The following is a 20782-nucleotide window of genomic DNA, read 5'->3' on the forward strand; positions in this document are numbered from 1 at the left end:
TGTCGCTGATCCGATGCGTTCAAACAATGTAAAATTGGATGAAATGGTAAATTTCAGCGCAGGCGCACTGGCTTTTGAGCAACAATGCAACACTCTGAATTCTACCAATGGTTGCATCGACTTATACTTTTTCCAGAAGTTTCCGTCAGTTGCGCACTTAGAATACGGCTAACTTACCTATTTCAAAGGCATCGACGGGCGTGTTCGAAATTTGAACACTCCATCTCACGCAACTTTTAGGAGAAGTACTTTTGAGACCGCAAAAGCGTCGTTTCTTTGTTAACAAAAATGAATCAATTCAATGCTTTTTCGAAATTATTGACTTTATCGGCAACAATCCACCGATTCGCCACATAGCACCCAAGCTGATTCTTGCTACCCGAGCACCTTGAACGGAGTCATTAAAGCGGCGAAACGTGGCGAAATTAAGGTTTCTTAATATTTCTCTCAGGATATCCCAAGGTTGCCAGTGCATCTCCTGTCTCAATGCGCGGGATCAACCGCCGAAATAGACAGGAGTCAAAATGAGCATCCGTAAATCCTCACTGCTTATTCCACGCACATCCAGCTGGATGGGAGCTACCGCACTGGGCGCGGCCATGATGGCCACCACCGCCCTGCCCGCAATGGCAGACGAGGCTCTGGCCGATCTGGTCGAAACCGTCTCGCCTTCGGTGGTCACGATCACCGCCAAGCAAGATGCCAAACCACGCCCCACACAAGGTCAAGAGTTCGACCTCGAAAACCATCCCTTTGGCGAGTTCTTTAAGCGGTTCGGCGGTCCTGAAGGATTTGACATGCCGCAGCGAGGCCCCAGCCAGGGTTTGGGATCAGGCTTTGTGCTGGATAAGGCAGGATACATCGTCACCAACCACCACGTTGTCGATAACGCTAGCGAAGTGACCGTACGTCTGAGCGATAACCGCACATTCGAAGCTGAAATCGTTGGTACAGATCCGCTTACGGACATCGCCGTGCTTAAAATCGACGCAGGAGAAAACCTGCAAGCCGTTCAAATGGGTGACAGCGATGTCATTCGCGTGGGCGAAGACGTCGTCGCCATCGGCAACCCGTTTGGCCTGAATGCAACTGTTACGACCGGTATTGTTTCCGCGAAGGGGCGCAATATTTCGGAAGGTCCCTACGCCGAATTCATCCAGACCGACGCTGCTATCAACAAAGGCAACTCGGGTGGTCCGCTATTCAACATGGATGGTGAGGTGATCGGTGTGAACTCGGCGATCTATTCGCCCAGCGGCGGCTCAGTCGGGCTCGGCTTTGCGGTGACTTCGAATATTGTAGATCACATCACGGCTGATCTGCGCGATGACGGCGAGGTCAGCCGCGGTTGGTTGGGAGTGTCGATCCAGAATGTCAGCCCCGAACTGGCTGCTGCGATGGGTATCGATACGGCAACAGGTGCACTGGTATCGGATGTTGTACCTGACAGCCCGGCCGATGGCGTACTGCAGCAAGGTGACGTGATCCTGACCTTCAATGACGAAGCCGTTGATTCCAGTAGCGATCTTCCGATCCTGGTTGGCACGACCAAGGTAGGTACTGATAGCACGCTGACTGTTCTTCGAAATGGCAAAGAAGAACAGATCGAACTGACAATCGGTCAGCATCAGTCAGCCTCGGCGGCGACCGATAGCGTGGTTGAAGACAAGTTCGAAGGTACGTCGCTGGGCGTAACCGTGGCACCGCTGACCGAAACCGCCCGCGCCGAGATTGGCGTGGCCGAGAACATCGATGGTGTTGTTGTCACCGATCTGGAGCCCGAAAGCCCTGCGGCCAAGGCCGGATTGCAGCGTGGTGATGTGATCGTTCGACTGGGCAATCTGGATACCGTTACGCCAGACGCTTTGAAAGAAGCGCTGGAGAACGAAAAGACGGATCCAGCTCTGGTTTTGATCAATCGCGGTGGCAACCAGATCTTCGTCGCGGTCGAAATCGCCTAACCCTACACCTAAGCGCGCCACATGATGGGGAAATCTGGAGCGCTTATTCTGGCAGGCACGGATTGTCCACGTGCCGCCGGAACAGCCGGGTGCACCTTTGCACCCGGCATGTTTTTTTCAAAGAGTATGTGTGTTTAAATCCCATTGGGAAGGAGCCCTGACCATGAGCAGACGCTTGTTGATCGTTGAAGATGACCAAGACACACGGGACTTCATTGCCAAGGGATTTGGTGAAGAAGGCTATGTTGTCGAAGTCGCATCAGATGGCCGCGAAGGCCTGTACCACGCAACTGACGGCGGATTTGATGCGGTCGTACTGGACCGAATGCTTCCCGGGCTGGACGGGTTATCACTGATTAAGTCAATGCGTGCGGCTGGGTTGAAAACACCTGTTCTGATGTTAACCGCCATGAGTGCAGTGGACGAGCGAGTCAAAGGCCTCCGCGCGGGCGCAGACGATTATCTGGTCAAACCATTTTCATTCCAGGAACTTCATGCCCGGATCGAAGCCCTGTTGCGTCGACCGCAAGAAGCCGAAGAAACGCCGACCCTTGCCTGCCGCGATCTCGAAATGGATCTGTTGACTCGCAAGGTCACGCGCAACGGTCGTGAAATCACCCTGACCCCGCGCGAATTTCAAATTCTGGAGTTCTTTCTGCGCCGAAAAAACCGCGTCGTCTCGCGCACGATGTTGCTTGAAGGTGTGTGGGATTACCACTTTGACCCGAACACCAACGTGGTCGACGTCCATATTTCGAAACTGCGCCGCCAGCTTGATGAAGACGGAGCCGACCCGGTGATTGAAACAGTCCGAGGCGCCGGATACATGGTTTCGGATGGATAACCTGCGCCTGTCGCTGAAAAACTCTCGTACTCGCTTGGTTCTGGCCAGCATGGTGCTTAGCACTTTGCTGACGGCGACCGTTCTGACGATGGTGTATTTTACGGCCAATCGCACGATTTCAGGCGAGACGCGTTCGGTCGTTCAGGCCGAGCTTACGGGCCTGGCAGATGAATATGAACGGCGTGGCATGATCGGGTTGATCTCTGCCATCGACCGCCGTTTGCCGACAGCGGCCGAGCGGGATGCCTTGTACCTGCTGACAGGTCGGCAAGGCACGAAACTGGCGGGCAACCTGACGCATTGGCCGGAAGGGATAACTCCGGGCAGCGGCTGGGTCGATCTTCAGCTTCGCAAAGAAGATACGGATCAATCTGTCCCGATCTCTGCCGCTTCGGTCCGGCTGCCGGGTGGTGAGAGGCTGCTTGTCGGGCGTGATTCATTGGCCAGACAGCAATTCGACCGGGTTCTGTTCCGGTCTGTTGCACTGGCACTTGCCACTGCATTGGCGCTGAGTTTGTTGACCGGCTGGCTGCTGACCCGGCTGGTGTTTTCACGACTGAAAGACATCGCCAATACAGCCGACAATATCGTTTCCGGCGATTTAGCTCTGCGCATGCCTCTACGTGGCACGGGCGATGAATTCGATCAGGTCGCGGGCACGTTGAACAACATGCTGGATCGTATTGAAGAACTGATCAGCAACCTGCGCACAACCTCCAATTCGATTGCTCATGACCTGCGCTCTCCCTTGTCGCGGCTGCGGCAACGGGTCGAATCCCTGGCTGAGCCCGGCAAAAGCGATCAAGATCGCGAGATCGACATGGCGCGCGCGACCGGCGAGATTGATCACCTGCTGCGCGTTCTCAGCCAACTGACCGAGATTTCGCGCGCCGAGGCCGGTCTGGGCCGCGAACAATTTGAACCGGTAAAGCTTTTGCAACTGGTCGGTGACGTGGTTGAGTTATACGAACCTGTCGCGTCTGATCAGAACATCCGACTTGAGGTCGTTGGAAACGCGGACCCAATCCAAGGCCATCGCCCTCTGCTGTCTCAAGCACTGTCGAACCTTCTTGAAAACGCCATGCGCTACGCCCCGCCCGGCACAGCGATCACCATCGAAATTCGAGACGACGGCGACTATGCGTTACTCAGCGTTCGCGACCGGGGCCCTGGCGTACCAGAAAGCGATCTGCCCCGATTGCAGATGCCGTTTGTCACGCTTGATCCTGCAAGGACCGGGCGGAATGCCGGCCTTGGACTGGCGCTTGTGGCGGCAATTTCACATATGCACGGCGGCACATTTCTGGCGCGCAATCGTAAACCAGGGCTTGAGACAACCCTGAAGTTGTCACGCAATTCGTAATTGCATAAAAAACATCTACTAGAGCGTTGATCTAATTACATAACTGCAGGCAACGACGCGTATCCGTTAAACCGAATGCGACCACCCTGCACCCGATTTCCTTGAATCTGGTAATCGGGAAATCGCTTCAGCAATCGATCCAGTGCAACACGACCTTCAAGGCGCGCCAAAGTCAGGCCAACGCAGACATGCGGCCCGCCCGCGAAGGCCAGGTGCCTGTTCGGCTTGCGTGTGATGTCAAATCGGGTCGGGTCGGCGAACACCTCGGGATCACGGTTCGCTGCCCCGATACAGAGATGCAGGTTCGTTCCTTTGGCGATCTGATGTCCTCGGATTTCAACGTCCTCCGTGGTTTCCCGGTTGCCAAATTGGTTGGGTGACCGAAAGCGCAAGACCTCTTCAACCGCCGGGACAATCAATTCGCTATCTTCCAGTAGTCTTTGGCGTTGTTCTGGATAGTCATGAAGCAGCGCCAGCCCATTGCCGATCAGATTGGTGGTCGTTTCGTGACCCGCATTCAGGATAAAGATACAGTTTTGCAGAAGCTCAATCTCGCTCAGCATCTCGTCCGCGCCTTCGCCTCGGATCAGACGTGTCAGAACATCTGTTTCCGGATCTCCCGGATTTGCGCGACGACGGGCAACAAGATCCTGAAGATAGGTTTTGAATTCGCGAACAGCAGTGTGGCCCTTTTCCAGCTGAGCTTCTGTCAAAGCGGGTTCCAAAGCACCAAGGATGGCCAACGACCAATCGCGCAGAGGCGCGCGTTCGTTCATCGGTACATCCAGCAGATTGCCGATGATCTGGATCGGAATGGTCGAAGCAAAATCCGCGATCAGGTCAACCTGCCCCCTGCCCGCCATATCATCCAGCAGCGTATCAACGGTTTCGATCAGACCCGGCTCCATCCGCGCGATTGCCCGGGGCGTCAGGGCTGAGGTCATGATCTTGCGCACACGCGTGTGCAAAGGCGGGTCGGAGAACACCAATGAAGTTGTATGATGTTCGAATAACGGCGAGCCAACACCGAATTTAGGGCCAAACGCCGCCTCCTTATCCGAGGAATAAAGCGTCGTGTTGCGATAAATGGCATCCAGATCCGCATGGCGTGACAACAACACGGAACCGTCCGGCTGTCGCAATACTGGCGCATGCTCAAGCAGTGCATCGTAAAAGGGGAACGGGTCGTCGACAAACCCCTCGGGCGGGTTCATCAGGTCCAGATTTTGCGCGACATTCTCTAGGCTTAGATCGTTCATTCTTGACCCCTCCAATGCTTGGGTAGCGGAAAGGGAAGCCGCAAACAACCTTGAGCGGGTGACAGGCCGCTTCGGGCGGGATAAGACAAGGCATGTCTGATCCGATCTCCTCCATCCGCAATCTTGGCCCGGCATTCGAACAAGCCTGCGCACGAGCGGGCATTATGACAGCTCAGGAGTTGCGCGCGTTGGGAGCAGACGAGGCTTATTCGCGCCTATTGCAGGCCGGAACGCGCCCTCATTTCATCGGCTATTATGTATTGGTCATGGGCTTGCAAGGTCGCCCCTGGAATGACTGCAAGGGCGAGGAAAAGAAGGCCTTGCGCGAACGGTTCGATGCGATCAAGGCCGGAGTCAGCATAGCACCAAAGCATCAGATGATTGCCGATCTTGATGCTTTGGGCGTGCGTATATCGGCCAAGGATTTGGCGGCAGACTAGGCTTCGAGCGCCCCGATCATATCGACCCGCATTGCGTGGCGACCACCTTCGAATTCGGATGTCAGGAAAGCAGCCGTGATTTCCAGTGCTTGCTTTTCATCGATAATCCGCGCCCCCAGCGAGAGCATGTTTGCGTCATTGTGCTGACGGATCATCTGGGCCGAAAAGACATCACTGCAAACGCCACATCTGACGCCGTTGATTTTGTTCGCCGCCATCATGATACCCTGACCGGTGCCACACAAGATGATACCAAAGCGACAATCACCCGAAGCCACAAGGCGCGCTGCGGCAGCTCCGTGTTCGGGATAATGAGTGCTTTCCGATGTGGTCGGGCCGATATCTACGGCCTCCCAACCTTCGGCTTCAACGTAAGCAGAGATAGCCTGCCTGAGGTCGATTGCAGCGTGATCACTGGAAAGAACAATGCGTTTGTTTGTGCTCATGACGGCATTTCGCTCCTGTCGACTAAAGCAATGCGGACAAACACTCTTGAGCCCTGCCCTCATAAGAAAGGCCGCACCCGATATGGGGTACGGCCTAAAGCTGTGATCTGACGGCCGATTAGCCGACCAGTTCGATGCCCGAGAAGAAGTAGGCGATCTCAACCGCGGCAGTTTCCGGTGCGTCCGAACCGTGGACCGAGTTTTCACCGACCGATTCAGCGAACTCGGCGCGGATGGTGCCAGGTGCTGCGTCTGCAGGGTTGGTTGCGCCCATGACTTCGCGGTTCTTTGCAATGGCGCCTTCGCCTTCGAGAACCTGAACAACAACGGGGGCCGACGACATGAATTCGCACAGTTCGTCATAGAACGGACGCTCGGCGTGCACGTCATAGAACTTGCCAGCTTGAGCTTTGGTCATGTGAATGCGCTTTTGCGCGACGATGCGTAGGCCAGCTTCTTCGAACTTGGCGTTGATCTTGCCAGTCAGGTTGCGGCGGGTTGCATCGGGTTTGATGATCGAGAATGTGCGTTCCAGTGCCATATTGGCCTCTCCTTGACTTAAGGGCGCGACACCCGCGCCGAAATCCATCGCGCGCCGCCTAACATGGTATTTGTCTCATGAAAAGCGTTATGATCGTTTATCGCTCAGATCGCCTCAGGCAGCGGGTCGGTACGATCCAACCGGCGGACATATAGCACTGCCAAAAGACCCGCAAAGCTGCTGCCGCACATCATGCTCAGCACCAGATAAGGCCCGTTTTCGGGGCTTACGAACGTCCCGGTCATCATGGTCAAGACCGCCCCCAGCGCCACGATCAAAGCGCCTGATAATCCAGCCGCGCTGCCGGCTAGTTTCGGACGTACCGACATCACCCCGGCCGAGGCATTTGCATTGGTCAAACCATTTCCGAAACCAACGCAGATGGCGGATCCAAAAAACACCCAGACCGAGCCCATATTGCCGATGAACAGCAGCAGCCCGCAAAATGGCCCAACCGACGCCACTACCCGACCGAACAAGATCATTGTCGTCAGCTGGGTGCGCTTTGCGATGCGCCCGGTGACAAAGTTGCCGACCATAAACCCGCCCGTGATGATACCGATGCCCAGACCCAGCATTGCTGGGCTCAGGTCGAACCAGGCTGCGGCGACCAATGGCGCGCCGGTGATAAAACTAAAAAAACCGCCGATGGAGAACGCGGCGCATAAGGCGTAACCCCAGAACCTACGCGCGCGGAACAAATGCGGGTATTCCCGCATCTGCGCCGCGAAAGTCGACGAGCGGTTGGTGTTGGTTTCACCCATGTCAGCCCAAAGCAGCAACAGCACCCCTGCCCCAAGCAGCGAATACAGCACGAACCCGGCCCGCCAACCAAAAAGCATATCCAGCGCGCCACCTAGCATTGGCCCAAGCATCGGTGCCAGTGCCATGGCCATTGCGACATAGCCCAGCTTGCTGGCGGCCTCGTTTGGTGGATATCGGTCGCGGATCGAAGCACTCGACAGCACCGGCCCGGCCACCACCGCCGCCTGAATCATCCGAAACGAAAGGAAAACCCAGATTGACTCGGCTAAGACGCATCCAATTGAAGCGGCGACAAATATGACCATCGCGATCAACAAGACAGGTCTTCGCCCGTAGCGATCCGACAGCGGCCCGACGATCAACTGCAAGACCGCCGAGACAAATAGGTACCCTGCGACGGCCACGTTCATCAGGCCATAATCCACGCCGAAATCTTCGCTCATATGCGCCAGCGACGGCAGGAACATGTTCAGTGTCAGAACCGAGAGCGCCGTTGCAAAGATCAGCGTTATCAGGGTCGGAGGAGATTGAGCCGCACGCATAGCGAAACCAATTGGAGGACGAACCGGAACAGCGCTAACACATCGCTTCTGAATTGAACATGGCGACCTCTGGCGGCGGTTTGGATGCTCTGGTAAGAGCGGCTCATGCTACGGATCGAGAACATCACCTACGCCGTTGAAGGCCGTCCTCTGTTCGACGGGGCCAGTGCGACCATTCCCGATGGCCACAAGGTCGGCCTTGTCGGGCGCAATGGTACCGGAAAGACGACGCTCTTTCGGTTGATCCGGGGCGAGCTGTCGCTGGAATCAGGCAATATATCCCTGCCCAAACGTGCGCGGATCGGGGGCGTGGCGCAGGAAGTGCCATCCTCGGATGTCTCGCTAATCAACACGGTTCTGGCCGCGGATGTGGAACGCAGCACATTGATGGCCGAAGCAGACAGCGCGACAGATCCGGACCGGATTGCTGAAATCCAGACACGGCTGGCTGATATTGATGCTTGGTCGGCTGAGGCTCGGGCAGCCTCGATCCTCAAAGGACTGGGCTTTGACGATGAGGATCAGCTGAAACCCTGTTCGGATTTCTCGGGCGGATGGCGCATGAGGGTAGCGCTGGCGGCCGTACTGTTTTCGCAGCCTGACCTGTTGCTGTTGGACGAACCGACCAATTATCTGGACCTTGAAGGTGCGTTGTGGCTTGAAAGCTATCTGACCAAATACCCTCACACCGTCATCATCATCAGCCACGACCGGGGGTTGTTGAACCGCGCCGTCGGATCAATTCTGCATCTCGAAGATCGCAAGCTGACTTATTACGCGGTTCCCTACGACAAATTTGCCGAACGTCGCGCTGAACGTCTGGCACAAGCAGAGTCGGAAAACGCCAAGGCCAAGGCCCGCATCGCACATCTGCAAAGTTTCGTGGATCGTTTCCGCTATAAGGCGTCAAAGGCCGTACAGGCCCAGTCTCGTTTGAAGATGATCGAGCGCATCCAACTGGTTTCAACTCCACAAGAGGCGGCTTTGCGCGCCTTTTCATTCCCCGAGCCAGAAGAACTGTCGCCACCGATCATTCAGCTTGAAGGAGGCGTGACCGGTTATGGTGAGACCGAGGTTCTGCGACGACTGAACCTGCGCATTGATCAGGATGATCGCATCGCTCTGCTGGGCAAGAATGGTCAGGGAAAGTCAACCCTTTCAAAACTGCTATCTGACCGCCTACCCCTGATGGCAGGTAAAATGACCCGAAGCTCCAAGCTGCGCATCGGCTATTTCGCGCAGCATCAGGTAGATGAGCTGCATGTTGACGAAACACCATTGGATCACCTGCGCCGCCTACGCCCAAATGAAGCACCCGGCAAGTGGCGCTCGCGTCTGGCGGGGTTCGGATTGAACGCGGATCAGGCAGAAACGCTGGTCGGTCGCCTGTCGGGCGGACAAAAGGCGCGCTTGTCGCTACTGATCGCCACCATCGACGCGCCGCATATGCTGATCCTCGACGAACCGACGAACCATCTGGACATCGAAAGCCGCGAAGCGTTGGTCGAAGCGCTGACTGCCTATTCCGGCGCGGTCATCTTGGTCAGCCACGACATGCATCTACTGTCGCTTGTCGCTGATCGGCTATGGCTGGTCTCGGATGGCACCGTGAAGCCATTCGATGGCGATCTTGAGGCCTATCGCGCTCTTTTGCTGGCCCGCGAGAAACCGGTCAAAGATAAACTACAGGCGCCCAAACCCAAACGTGCGTCACGCGAGACCGTATTGGCCCTGCGTGCGGATCTGCGCAAATGCGAAGACCGGGTCGAGAAACTGACCAATATGCACGACAAGCTTTCTGCCAAGCTGGCCGATCCGGCGCTTTATGAAGATGACCGGATCAACGATCTGGAAACCTGGAACCGCAAATTCGCCGAGGTGGTCGAAGCCATGCAAAAGGCTGAAGCCCTATGGGTCGCCGCCGCAGAACGGTTGGAACAGGCAGAGAGCGCAGCATGATCGACATTGCCTTTTTCATAACGGCTTTCACCACGATGTTCGTGGTGATTGACCCTTTCGGCACCACGCCAATTTTCGTTGCCTTGACGCAGGACATGGATGCGGCCACACGCCGTAAGATTGCCATTCGCAGCTGCCTGACCGCAGTTTTCATCCTGATCGCCTTTGCCGCTTTTGGTGAAGCGGTTCTTGGATTCGTCGGCATCTCGATGGAAGCCTTCCGCGTTGCAGGTGGCGCGCTTTTGTTTCTGACTGCGCTGGACATGCTGTTCGACCGCCGTACCAAACGCCGCGAGGACCGCGCCGAGGAAGAAGATCATTCTGACCCTTCGGTGTTCCCCTTGGCCATACCCCTGATCGCGGGCCCTGGATCGATCGCAACAATCATTCTTTTGGCCGGACAAAACCCGGGCGTCCCTGGGATCGCAGCGGCCTGCGCTGTTATGCTTGCCGTCATGTTGGTTGTATTTGTGTTCTTTCTGGCCGGAGGCATGATCGCCCGTATTCTAGGTAAGACCGGGCTGAACGTGCTGACACGGCTGCTGGGTATGCTGCTGGCTGCACTGTCGGTTCAGTTCATTCTTGATGGCCTCAAAGCCTTTGGTTTCGCCGCATGAAACACCATATTGGTATGAGACAACTGATTTCGGGTGATTGAATGGACGGCTACGATATTGGGCGATTGACCTATCTGGTTTTGCTGGGTGCTGCCCTGTTGATGTGGTTTATCACTCAGAACCGTCAGTCGTTGGGAAAAACCATGCAGCAGGTCGCGGCATGGGTGTTTATCTTTATCGGTGTCATTGCTGTTGTCGGATTGTGGGATGACATCCGTTCAACCGTCAGCCCGACCCCGCAACTGACTGTGACAGATCAGCGGATTGAAGTGCCCCGCTCTTATGATGGACACTACTATTTACCAATGCTGGTGAATGGCACAGCGGTGACCTTTCTGGTCGATACCGGGGCCAGCAATATCGTCATCAGCCCGAAAGATGCCGAACGAATTGGAATCGATACGGATCAATTGAACTATCTCGGCCGCGCCTCGACGGCCAATGGCATTGTGCGTACAGCGCCGGTTCGGCTGGACAGCCTGTCTTTGGGCCCCATCACCGATCGCGATATCCCGGCCTCGGTCAATGAAGGCGATCTGGGTCAATCCTTGCTAGGGATGGCGTATCTGCACCGCTTTTCGAACATCCAGTTCGCAGATGGGCGTCTAATCCTGTCGCGTTGACCGCATTCCCCAATTGAGAACAAAATGAGAACATGCTAATTTGATCAGCATGTCCACCAATCTTCTTGGCCGCAAGCCCGCGCGCACCCCACCCGGGGTGGCCCTGCACCCACAGATCAGTCTGCAACTGGCCCGTGTACACGAAGCCTGCGGCCCTGCCCGGCGTAGCTTTGCTCTGTGGGTGGCGGGGCAGACTCAAGGGCCAGTGATGTGGATTACCCCGGCTTGGGAGGTGGCGCAGCTGCATCCCGAGGGCATGCTGCCTTTTGCCGATCCGTCCCGGTTTCTGCTGATCCGCCCTGACAAACCTGAAGACCTGTTGTGGTGCATGGAAGAAGCCTTGCGCAGCGGTGCCGCCCCGTTGGTCATTGGCGATTTGCCCGGCCCGCCGGGTCTGACCCCGGTCCGGCGGATGCATCTGGCTGCCGAACAGGGCGGCATATCGGGACAGGCTCCGCTGGGGCTATTGCTGACGCCTGACGATGGTGGCGCACAGGGGATTGAGACGCGCTGGCATATGGCGCCCACCTATCGGGACGAGGCCTGCAGTTGGTGTCTGACCCGCCGCCGCGCCCGCGCCCTGCCCCCGGCCAGTTGGCACGTGACGCGGGCCGCTCCTCATTCCGGACTGCAGCTAAAGCAGATCAAATCCGAAGACGCCCCAATGATCACATAACTTGTGACTGGCCAAAACCGGACTTGCCCCCTAGCGTGCCGGCATGACACACCCGATCCATGACAGCCGATATTCCTGGCTTCGCCTGCTGATCACCCTGGCCATCGCAACCGTGGTCAATGTGGGCATGTGGGCTGTGATCGTCGTCATGCCCGCCATCGAGACCGAGTTTGGCGCAGACCGAGCCGCGGCGTCGATGCCCTATACGCTCGCCATGATCGGCTTTGCCTTCGGCAACATGTGGCTGGGCAAGCTGGTGGACCGACTGGGCGTGACAATGGCGTTGATCGGCGCCGCTGTGCTGAGCGCGGTAAGCTATCTGCTGGCAACCCTTGCGCCGAATATTGCGCTGCTGTCGGTTGCGCATCTTCTGCTGGGGCTCGGCACGTCAATCGGATTTGGACCGCTGATCGCCGATATCTCGCATTGGTTCATGCGCAGGCGAGGGATTGCCGTGGCACTGGTGGCCAGTGGCAACTACCTGTCGGGCGCGATCTGGCCCACGCTGCTGTCGGGCATTCTGCAGCGCGACGGGTGGCAGCAGGTTTATCTGAGTCTCGCCGTCATCACCCTGGTCGCCGTCATTCCTCTGTCCCTGCTTTTGCGCAGACAGGTCCCCGTCGAGGCGCACGGCACGGCAGCAGCGGCAGCACAGGTCAAAGCACAAAGCGTCGGCTTTTCACCCCGCGCCCTGCAGTACATCCTCGGGCTGGCTGGTATCGGCTGCTGCGTGGCCATGTCGATGCCTCAGGTCCATATTGTCTCCTATTGTGTGGGCTTGGGCTATGGCCCGGCCGTTGGTGCCGAGATGCTGTCTCTGATGCTGTTGGGCGGCGTGGTTAGCCGCATCATCTCGGGGCTTGTCGCGGACCGGTTGGGAGGGCTTTCAACACTGCTGATCGGCTCGGTCCTGCAATGTATCGCTCTGTTCCTGTTTCTCCCTTATGATGGGATGGTTTCGCTTTATGTCGTCAGCATGCTATTCGGGCTGGCCCAGGGTGGTATCGTCCCCAGCTACGCGCTGATTGTACGTGAATATATGCCCCCGCAAGAGGCCGGTGCGCGCGTGGGTTTTGTCATGATGATGACTATCCTCGGCATGGCTCTGGGTGGTTGGATGTCGGGCTGGATCTATGACGTGACTGGCAGTTATCAGCTTGCTTTCATCAATGGCATCCTTTGGAACGGGCTGAACATCGCAATCGTGCTGATGCTCATGAAACGCTCGCGCCCGCGCGGACGCACGGCGATGGCATGAGGAACCTTACCCGACGCAGCCTGATTGCAAGCCTTTGCGCGTTACCAATGGCACGGGCAGCGATGGCCGCCCTCACCCCATATGCGCTGGCAGCATCGCGCAGTTCCGTTGGCTTCACCTATGATTTGTCCGGCGCGCTTCAGACGGGCACGATGCCAGTACAGTCGGCCCAAATTCTTATTGATACCAATCGCTTGCAAAACAGCCGGGTCGATGTCGTGCTGGACGTGGCCCGGGCACGGACGAACCTACCATTTGCCCGAGGTCCGATGTTGGGAAAGAGTGTGTTGAACGCTGCCCAATACCCCACCATCCGTTTCATCACGACCAAGATTCAGTTGGGACCCACTGGCCGTATCTCGGAAGGTGCAACCGTGACCGGCGATCTGACAGTGCGCGGTATCACGCGTCCGGTGACTTTGAGCGCCAACCTGTATCGGAGACCGGGAAGCGCGGTGGATGATTTGGACACCCTGTCCATCCGGCTAGAGGGGGCGATCAATCGAAATGAGTTTGGCGCGTCTGGATATCCTGATCTTGTACAACCCACGATCGGCCTGGACATCCACGCCGAAATCATCCGGCAGGATTAACCACAAAAAGGCAAAAAACGACGTCAGGGCGTCGATAAGGCGCGCGCATTTCGTAGCGACAAGGTCAAGTTGCACCTATCATGCGTACGATCATTTCATTTGCCGCCCTCTTTCTTTCGGTCATTCTGCTGCAGCTCTCAACGGGCGGTGTTGGTCCGCTGGATGCAATCTCGGGGCTGACGCTTGATTTTTCGACCGAACAGATCGGTCTGCTGGGGTCATCGCACTTCATTGGGTTCTTTGTTGGTTGCTGGTGGGCTCCGCGGCTTATGGGCAGCGTCGGGCACTCGCGCGCATTTGCGGTCTGCACCGCTTTGGGCGCGATGGGGTTGCTGGGGCATACGCTGACTGAAAACCCTTATGTCTGGGCCGCGCTGCGTATCGCGTCGGGCACCTGTGTCGCAGGTTGTTACACCGTGATCGAGGCTTGGCTGAACGCCAAGGTCACCAACGAAACCCGTGGGCGCGCGATGGGTACCTACCGTATCGCCGATATGGGGGCCTCGCTTTGTGCACAGCTTATCATTGCTGTTCTGCCACCCGCCTCTTACGTTTCATACAACCTGCTTGCGATCCTATGCTGTGCATCGATCTTGCCGCTGGCCCTAACTCGCGCCAGCCAACCCAAGACACCGGACACCCCGCGCCTGCGTCCCAAGCTGGCCTGGCACAGCTCACCACTAGCTGTGGCGGGCGTTATCGTGGCTGCGCTTAGCTCGGCATCATTTCGCATGGTCGGCCCGGTATACGGTCAGGAGGTCGGACTGGGCGTAGATCAGATTGCATTCTTTCTGGCCTCTTTCGTTCTGGGCGGCGCACTGGCCCAGTACCCCTTGGGTTGGCTCGCAGACAAGTATGATCGACGCTGGGTGCTGATCTGGCTATCCGTGGCAGCGGTGCTAAGCTGCGGTGTCACGATGTTGGCTAGCGGAACTGGAACGGTCGGCGTTATGCTGGCCGCCGGGTTCTTTGGCCTGACCACGTTTCCGATTTTCTCGGTTTCCTCGGCCCATGCGAATGATTTTGCCACGACCGAACAACGCGTTGAATTGGCAGCAGCGTTGATGTTCTGGTATGCATTGGGGGCGATTGCCTCGCCCTACATCTCATCCACGTTGATCCAGCAATTCGGCCCCGGAGCCCTGTTTGCTTTTGTTGCATTGGGTCATCTGTTTCTTATTGTCTTTGGCCTCGCCCGTATGCGTTCGCGCCCGACGCCCGAGAAACGGACGAATTATGTCTATGCACCGCGCACATCCTTTACCATCGGCAGGCTGCTCAAGGGTTCTCGCGAAAAGCAATGAAAAAGGGCCGGGAAATCCCGGCCCTTCTGTTTTACTGCTGGACCGCTGGCCCGTGGTCCTCGACCGCGTCGACCACCTCATCTGGGTCCCCGGTGCTCTCAAGCGCACCGTTCACTACGCCCCCGACGCCGTTCTCCATGGACAAGCCAAGCTCTTCGCCCAGTTTCTTGAGCGCTGGCATCTGCACGGCCATTCCCATGATCGAATCCAACGCCTGATTGACGACCGGCTTTTCACCGCTTGAAACACCACCACCATTGGCAGCTCCGATCCCACCAACCTGATGGATTTTGATCGAGTCGATTTTTTCGGCCGGCTTGACCATTTCCGAGATGATCGAGGGCATGGTTTCAATGCGGGTCAAGTCGACCTTCATCCGGATCTGCTCAGGTGACAGGGCATTGTCCGCCTCTACGATCGCACGCTTACCTTCCGCCTCGGCCAGCATGTCGTTTTTCTTGGCCTCGGCGCGAATGTTCAGCGCGTCTGCTTCGGCCTGCGCTTCCTCGCGGCGGGCTTCGGCGCGGTCTGCGGCGGCCTCTTTCTCGGCCTGCGCTGACAAACGGATCGCGGTGGCCTGACGTTCGGCCTCACGGGTGGCTTCAATCAGAACAATCTGCTTCTGACGCTCGGCCTCGGCCACTTCGCGCGCCGTAGCCACAGCTTCGGTTGCTTTGGTCGCCTCGGCTCGAGCCAGATCGGCGGATGCGCGCGCACGGCTTTCCTCTTCGGATTTCTGCGCGATGATGATCTGGCGTTCCTGTTCTGCCACTTCGATCTCACGCTCTTTGGCGATCTCGGCATCGCGGATCTTGCGCTCGCGCTCAATCTCGGCGGAACGAATGGCCTCTTCACGGGCAATCCGGGCGCGTTCGGTTTCGCGTACCGAGTCTTCAGTTCGCGCAGCGATCTCCGCCTCTTGCGCCACACGAAGAGTTTCCACCTTCTGCGCCTGCTCGATGCGCGCCTGCTGTTCGTCCTGTTCGATCAGCAACTTCTGACGCTCCGCTTCCATCGCCGCACGACGCACCTCAACCTCGGCCTCGGCGTCGATCTGCGCGCGTTCTTTCTTGGATATGGCAATCACCTCGGCCAGCTTGCGCATACCCACGGCGTTAAAGGCGTTGTTCTCGTCCAGCGCTTCAAACGGCGTCTGGTCGAGCGCAGTTAGCGAGACGGATTCCAGCGACAAACCGTTCTTCAGCAAGTCTTCGGACACCGCATTCTGCACTTCCTGCACAAAGTCGGCGCGGTTTTCATGAAGACCATCCATGGTCATCTGAGCGGCCACGGCACGCAGACCGTCGATCAGCTTGCCTTCGATCATCTCACGCAGTTGCTCGACGTCAAAGGTGCGATCACCCAGCGTTTGCGCGGCGCGCGCGATGCCCTCTTCAGTCGCCATCACCGAGACGTAGAATTCGACACCCACGTCGACACGCATCCGGTCTTTGGTGATAAGCGCGGCCTCACCGCTGCGCTGCACCTCAAGGCGCAGAGTCTTCATGTTGACCGGGCTGACTTCGTGCAGCAACGGTACGATGATGACGCCGCCATCCATAATGACCTTTTTGCCACCCGCGCCGGTTTTCACCAGGCTGATCTCGCGCGTGGCGCGTCGATAAAGGCGGCCAAGTACAAGGCCTATGAACAAGAGTACCGCTAAAATAGTCACAACTGTAACGGCCAGGAATGATAGTTCCATGCAATATCCTCCGGATTGGGGTTAAGATTTTTTGGTTAAACTGACATGCGAACCAGAACGAACCGGTCGCGCCGTCGATCACGCAGAACAAGGACTTCTGTTCCCTGCTCCAGCGCATCTTTGTCCTGCAACGGCTCTGCGCGAAGGTAGTGCGTGTTGCCAAAGCGATCCATAACGCGGACTTCGGCTGGACGGCCTCGCGATGCGATACCCTGAGTGATCACGCCACGGCGGCGGGCCAGCATCCGTTCCGACATCGCGTCGGTTTCGGTTTTGGGCAGGAGGCGAGCGAAGACACCACCAAAGCCACGTGCGAACCATAGGCCGAACACTCCGGCCGGAATCGCGGCCAACCATGCAGGTAAGTCAAAGCCCAGCAGATCACGCAGCGCCAGTTGCAGGCCTATGCCACTCAGGCCGAAACCAGCCAGCAGCACAACGAGCCAGATCATGAATGGCATCTTGCCAATGCCCAACCAGCCAAACGGGCCGACGGGCGTAGCCGCAGGCACATCGGTTTCAATTTCGGCCAGCTCCAAGTCACCCAGATCGATGTCGGCGTCGATATCCAGATCAAAGTCGGCGACGTCCAGATCGGGCGCGCCGACCATGTCCAGATCAACCTCGCCCTCGCCTGCCAGAAGACTTCCCCCGAAAACCAATGCGATCAGTTCAAGGCCCAGAAGACCGAACAGAAGCGCAAGCGCCAAGGTAAAGGGCACAAATGCGCCCTCTAGTAAAAAGTCGAACATCAGCAGATTGCCCTCGTTATTGTATACTTTTGTATACACTACAAATGGGAAGTCATTGCTACAATTTCAAGAGGTTGTGATTCTGTGTTTCAACCTGAGGTTATTTACATCCAAATGTCAGTTACAATCTGCAACCATGACATTAAGCTCAATTTCTTTCGCCCGTGCGAAACGTATCACCTGTTCACACCTGCTGGAGTAATTCTCTAATCGATGGGCTTTGGCGGTGGTGCCGGGATCATTTCATCCAGGATCGATCCCGCCTCATATCCCAGCAGGTCAACCCGCATCCGTTCAGGGTCCCCGAACACCCATGCACCAACATGCCTCTGCATTCGAACGTATCCGGCATATCCGGCCAACGCGTCGTTCCCGTGTGCGTTCTCAGCGAACAGAACCTGCCCGGCAGCAACCTTTTCCGGCATCACGCGCTGTAGGTACAGTAGCACGACATTGATGTCTTTGACGCTTGAGCCGCCGTGATGCACGACATACATCTTGGTCCACTCCTCTTCGCTCATGGCTGCGCGTGCGTCGGACACGGCGGAATGAAGTGCGTTCAACTCCGCACGTGCAGATTTCTCCATATTCTCTGCCCAGATGGGCCGCATGTCGTTGATCACCTGCGAAACCGCTTCACGTGTGATCTGATCCTTGTCGAGTGCACCTTGAGCAAATGCCCGGGCTGTTTCGAGCATTTTGCGCTGGCTCGCCAAGTCGTCCTTGGCTATGTCCAGTTCGTCCAATGCCGCAAGAAATACATCTATCTCATTGATGATAATTGCAAACTCCGCCTTCCAGCGCTCATCATCGATATTTTCATCAGGCCATGGAGTCACCGCCCCGATCAATCCCAACACAACATGCGACGTGGACTTCAGATGTTGATAGAATGGCGCATTTCTTGGATAGCTTGCCTGTCCGTCTTCGGTCATGACTGTGACATCACGTGCGATAATCATGACGGGCCGGGTTTCAGCTGTCAGCGCATCCTGGCCACGGTGAAAGATCGAGAGCATAGCGTGGTCAAAAGCATGCACCGGATCATCTGTGGCGCTCTGGTCGGCGATGGCGCTGGCGGTAAATACAATAGCTGCAACGGCGGCACAGCAGCCCATCCATAAACTCTGCATAATGAAATCCCCTCTAAGCTGGGTTCTCCTGATCATAATACACCATTGGTACGCACGGGGCGAAATCGCTGGCGAACGCGACACAAACTCCCGAGAATGCACGAAGTCGCGTAGTAATACCCGTTAAATTCAAGCGGGTATGAATGCGGGCTTTTGCTTACTGGCCACATAAGGTAGACGGGCGCGCAGACAGATACGTGGAAGCGCATTATGGCCCGAATTCTCATCACCTCGGCGATCCCTTACATCAACGGGATCAAACATCTCGGCAACCTGATCGGCTCGCAATTGCCTGCCGATCTGTACGCTCGCTATCAGCGCGGCCGGGGCAATGAGGTCATGTTCCTGTGTGCAACCGACGAGCACGGCACCCCGGCCGAGCTGGCCGCCGCCAAAGCGGGCAAACCGGTAGCTGAATATTGCGCTGACATGTACGCAGTACAGGCCGATATCGCCAAGCGCTTTGGCCTGAGCTTTGATCACTTTGGCCGCTCGTCCAGCGATCAGAACCGTAAACTGACCCAGCATTTCGCTGGCAAACTGGATGAAGCCGGGCTGATCCGGGAAGTCAGCGAAAAGCAGGTTTATTCCAACGCCGATGGCCGTTTTCTGCCCGACCGCTATATTGAAGGCACCTGCCCCAATTGCGGCTATGATCGCGCACGTGGCGACCAGTGCGAGAACTGCACCAAACAACTGGACCCGACCGACCTGATTGAGCCTCGCAGCGCGATCAGCGGCTCGACCGATCTTGAGGTGCGTGAGACCAAGCATCTGTATTTGCGTCAATCCGCAATGAAAGATCAGTTGGACGCGTGGATCGACAGCAAGACAGACTGGCCGATCCTGACAACCTCGATCGCCAAGAAATGGTTGCATGATGGCGACGGCCTGCAGGATCGCGGCATTACCCGCGATCTGGATTGGGGTGTACCAGTCAAGAAAGGTGATCAAGATTGGCCCGGCATGGAAGGCAAAGTCTTCTATGTCTGGTTCGATGCCCCCATTGAGTACATCGCCTGCGCCAAGGAATGGGCCGACGCCAATGGTGAGTCTGATGCCGATTGGGAACGTTGGTGGCGCACCGACAAAGGCGCAGAAGATGTGCGTTACGTTCAGTTCATGGGCAAGGACAATGTGCCCTTCCACACCCTGTCTTTCCCGGCCACCATTCTGGGATCGGGCGAGCCCTGGAAGATGGTCGACCACCTGAAATCATTCAACTACCTGAACTATGACGGTGGCCAATTCTCGACCTCACAGGGCCGCGGAGTGTTCATGGATCAAGCGCTGGACATTCTGCCCGCCGACTACTGGCGCTGGTGGTTGCTAAGCCATGCGCCGGAAAGCAGCGACAGCGAGTTCACATGGGAGAACTTCCAGCAGTCGGCGAACAAAGATCTTGCGGATGTTCTGGGTAACTTTGTCAGCCGGATCACTAAGTTCTGCCGCTCGAAATTCGGTGAAGCAGTGCCCGAAGGTGGTGCGTATGGCGAACGTGAACAGACCCTGATTGCTGAGCTTACTAGACGAGTACGTGCCTACGAAGGCCACATGGAAGCGATGGAAGTGCGCAAATCCGCGCAAGAGCTGCGAGCGATCTGGGTCGCGGGCAACGAGTATCTGCAGGCTGCCGCACCATGGTCTACCTTTAAGGAAGATCCTGCGCAGGCTGCGGCGCAGGTGCGGCTGGGGCTGAACCTGATCCGCCTCTATGCAGTTCTGAGCGCGCCGTTCATTCCCGATGCGTCTGCAAAAATGCTTAGTGCGATGAACACACTCGATACCAGCTGGCCCGAAGATATCGATGCCGCGCTGCGCGCCCTGCCCGCTGGCCATGAATTTTCGGTTCCCGACGTGCTGTTTGCCAAAATCACGGACGAACAGCGCGAAGACTGGCAGAATCGGTTTGCGGGAACGCGTGAATAACAACAAAATTCGATTTATGAATGCCGCAGCGGAGCCCTGAAACGTCTCCGCTGCTGGTTTTTGGCATAGAAA

At 56.9% G+C, this 20782-nt stretch carries 19 protein-coding genes; 12 read left to right on the forward strand and 7 right to left on the reverse strand.

Going from position 1 to position 20782, the window contains the following annotated elements; all coding sequences use genetic code 11:
* Nucleotides 1–524: 524 nt before the first annotated feature.
* From ACR0DE_RS12605 to ACR0DE_RS12615, 3 genes are all read left to right on the forward strand, one after another.
* Entirely contained in the window at nt 525–1961 is a 1437-nt protein-coding gene (locus ACR0DE_RS12605; RefSeq protein ID WP_480753469.1) for a DegQ family serine endoprotease, read from the forward strand.
* Between the two features lie 163 nt (nt 1962–2124).
* A complete protein-coding gene (locus ACR0DE_RS12610; protein WP_170393316.1) occupies nt 2125–2805 on the forward strand; it encodes a response regulator transcription factor in 681 nt (226 codons plus the stop codon).
* On the forward strand, nt 2762–4168 hold the full coding sequence (locus ACR0DE_RS12615) for a sensor histidine kinase (protein ID WP_480753471.1): 1407 nt from the start codon (nt 2762–2764) through the stop codon (nt 4166–4168). Before ACR0DE_RS12610 ends, ACR0DE_RS12615 begins: the two co-directional genes overlap by 44 nt.
* A gap of 35 nt (nt 4169–4203) precedes the next feature.
* Here ACR0DE_RS12615 and ACR0DE_RS12620 read toward each other — a convergent pair whose 3' ends face one another.
* Complete coding sequence (locus tag ACR0DE_RS12620) at nt 4204–5427, reverse strand: cytochrome P450 (RefSeq protein ID WP_480753474.1); 1224 nt, start codon at nt 5425–5427, stop codon at nt 4204–4206.
* Between the two features lie 92 nt (nt 5428–5519).
* Here ACR0DE_RS12620 and ACR0DE_RS12625 point away from each other — a divergent pair, with 92 nt between their 5' ends.
* On the forward strand, nt 5520–5867 hold the full coding sequence (locus tag ACR0DE_RS12625; protein ID WP_170563089.1) for a TfoX/Sxy family protein: 348 nt from the start codon (nt 5520–5522) through the stop codon (nt 5865–5867).
* Here the strand turns inward: ACR0DE_RS12625 and rpiB are convergent.
* The 3 genes from rpiB to ACR0DE_RS12640 form a co-directional block, all read right to left on the reverse strand.
* A complete protein-coding gene (rpiB, locus tag ACR0DE_RS12630; protein ID WP_480753476.1) occupies nt 5864–6313 on the reverse strand; it encodes a ribose 5-phosphate isomerase B in 450 nt (149 codons plus the stop codon). The genes ACR0DE_RS12625 and rpiB overlap by 4 nt on opposite strands.
* Nucleotides 6314–6431: 118 nt before the next feature.
* Nucleotides 6432–6854, reverse strand: a complete 423-nt coding sequence (gene ndk / locus ACR0DE_RS12635) for a nucleoside-diphosphate kinase (protein ID WP_008757405.1) — start codon at nt 6852–6854, stop codon at nt 6432–6434.
* A 104-nt stretch (nt 6855–6958) separates the two neighbouring features.
* On the reverse strand, nt 6959–8161 hold the full coding sequence (locus ACR0DE_RS12640; RefSeq protein ID WP_170405251.1) for a multidrug effflux MFS transporter: 1203 nt from the start codon (nt 8159–8161) through the stop codon (nt 6959–6961).
* A gap of 105 nt (nt 8162–8266) precedes the next feature.
* Here ACR0DE_RS12640 and ACR0DE_RS12645 point away from each other — a divergent pair, with 105 nt between their 5' ends.
* The 7 genes from ACR0DE_RS12645 to ACR0DE_RS12675 all read left to right on the forward strand — a co-directional run bounded on the left by ACR0DE_RS12645 (nt 8267) and on the right by ACR0DE_RS12675 (nt 15191).
* Complete coding sequence (locus tag ACR0DE_RS12645; protein WP_480753477.1) at nt 8267–10120, forward strand: ABC-F family ATP-binding cassette domain-containing protein; 1854 nt, start codon at nt 8267–8269, stop codon at nt 10118–10120.
* Nucleotides 10117–10737: a MarC family protein gene (locus ACR0DE_RS12650; protein WP_480753479.1), complete on the forward strand. Its 621-nt coding sequence runs from the start codon at nt 10117–10119 to the stop codon at nt 10735–10737. The genes ACR0DE_RS12645 and ACR0DE_RS12650 overlap by 4 nt, the downstream gene beginning before the upstream one ends.
* A 41-nt stretch (nt 10738–10778) precedes the next feature.
* Nucleotides 10779–11360, forward strand: coding sequence for a retropepsin-like aspartic protease family protein (locus tag ACR0DE_RS12655; RefSeq protein ID WP_170465448.1), 582 nt, complete (start codon nt 10779–10781; stop codon nt 11358–11360).
* A gap of 49 nt (nt 11361–11409) precedes the next feature.
* Nucleotides 11410–12036, forward strand: coding sequence for an ImuA family protein (locus ACR0DE_RS12660; protein WP_480753482.1), 627 nt, complete (start codon nt 11410–11412; stop codon nt 12034–12036).
* Nucleotides 12037–12079: 43 nt separating this feature from the next.
* The gene (locus ACR0DE_RS12665; protein ID WP_170635609.1) at nt 12080–13294 is read left to right on the forward strand and encodes an MFS transporter; all 1215 of its coding nucleotides are present in this window, start codon (nt 12080–12082) and stop codon (nt 13292–13294) included.
* Nucleotides 13291–13887 (forward strand): YceI family protein, encoded by a 597-nt coding sequence (locus ACR0DE_RS12670; RefSeq protein ID WP_170405236.1) that lies wholly within the window; start codon nt 13291–13293, stop codon nt 13885–13887. The genes ACR0DE_RS12665 and ACR0DE_RS12670 overlap by 4 nt, the downstream gene beginning before the upstream one ends.
* 80 nt (nt 13888–13967) lie before the next feature.
* The gene (locus ACR0DE_RS12675) at nt 13968–15191 is read left to right on the forward strand and encodes an MFS transporter (RefSeq protein WP_480753483.1); all 1224 of its coding nucleotides are present in this window, start codon (nt 13968–13970) and stop codon (nt 15189–15191) included.
* A gap of 31 nt (nt 15192–15222) precedes the next feature.
* Here the strand turns inward: ACR0DE_RS12675 and ACR0DE_RS12680 are convergent, their stop codons facing one another.
* From ACR0DE_RS12680 to ACR0DE_RS12690, 3 genes are all read right to left on the reverse strand, one after another.
* Entirely contained in the window at nt 15223–16896 is a 1674-nt protein-coding gene (locus tag ACR0DE_RS12680) for a flotillin family protein (RefSeq protein WP_480753486.1), read from the reverse strand.
* 35 nt (nt 16897–16931) lie between these two features.
* On the reverse strand, nt 16932–17648 hold the full coding sequence (locus tag ACR0DE_RS12685) for an OB-fold-containig protein (protein ID WP_170563106.1): 717 nt from the start codon (nt 17646–17648) through the stop codon (nt 16932–16934).
* Nucleotides 17649–17854: 206 nt separating this feature from the next.
* On the reverse strand, nt 17855–18781 hold the full coding sequence (locus tag ACR0DE_RS12690; protein ID WP_480753491.1) for a hypothetical protein: 927 nt from the start codon (nt 18779–18781) through the stop codon (nt 17855–17857).
* A 210-nt stretch (nt 18782–18991) separates the two neighbouring features.
* Between ACR0DE_RS12690 and metG the strand changes: the two genes are divergently transcribed.
* Nucleotides 18992–20710 (forward strand): methionine--tRNA ligase, encoded by a 1719-nt coding sequence (metG, locus tag ACR0DE_RS12695; protein WP_480753493.1) that lies wholly within the window; start codon nt 18992–18994, stop codon nt 20708–20710.
* Nucleotides 20711–20782: the final 72 nt, after the last annotated feature.

This window comes from Ruegeria sp. C10, assembly GCF_056537805.1.